The organism is Pantoea rwandensis (genome assembly GCF_002095475.1).
In the GTDB taxonomy this organism is placed as follows: domain Bacteria; phylum Pseudomonadota; class Gammaproteobacteria; order Enterobacterales; family Enterobacteriaceae; genus Pantoea; species Pantoea rwandensis.
The window spans coordinates 1-246 of sequence record NZ_MLFR01000069.1 but is presented as its reverse complement, the minus strand read 5'-3'; the positions used below and the strand labels follow the sequence as shown (position 1 = coordinate 246).

General features: G+C 50.0%; 2 tRNA genes. Both read right to left on the bottom strand.

The features are described from left to right. Positions 1-21 precede the first annotated feature (21 nt). A tRNA-Gln gene (locus HA51_RS26805) sits at positions 22-96 on the bottom strand. A gap of 7 nt (positions 97-103) precedes the next feature. Next, positions 104-180 (bottom strand) — tRNA-Met (locus tag HA51_RS26800). Between the last annotated feature and the right edge of the window lie 66 nt (positions 181-246).

The window sequence follows — 246 nt, the reverse complement described above, 5'->3', positions numbered from 1 at the left end:
CTGTTCAAATTGTTTTTAAATTGGCTGGGGTGCAGGGATTCGAACCCCGGAATGCTGGTATCAGAAACCAGAGCCTTACCGCTTGGCGACACCCCAAAAAATTTGGTGGCTACGACGGGATTTGAACCTGTGACCCCATCATTATGAGTGATGTGCTCTAACCAGCTGAGCTACGTAGCCTGAGTTTACTGCTTACTGCATCCGAAGATGGCTGGGATACCTGGATTCGAACCAGGGAATGCCGGT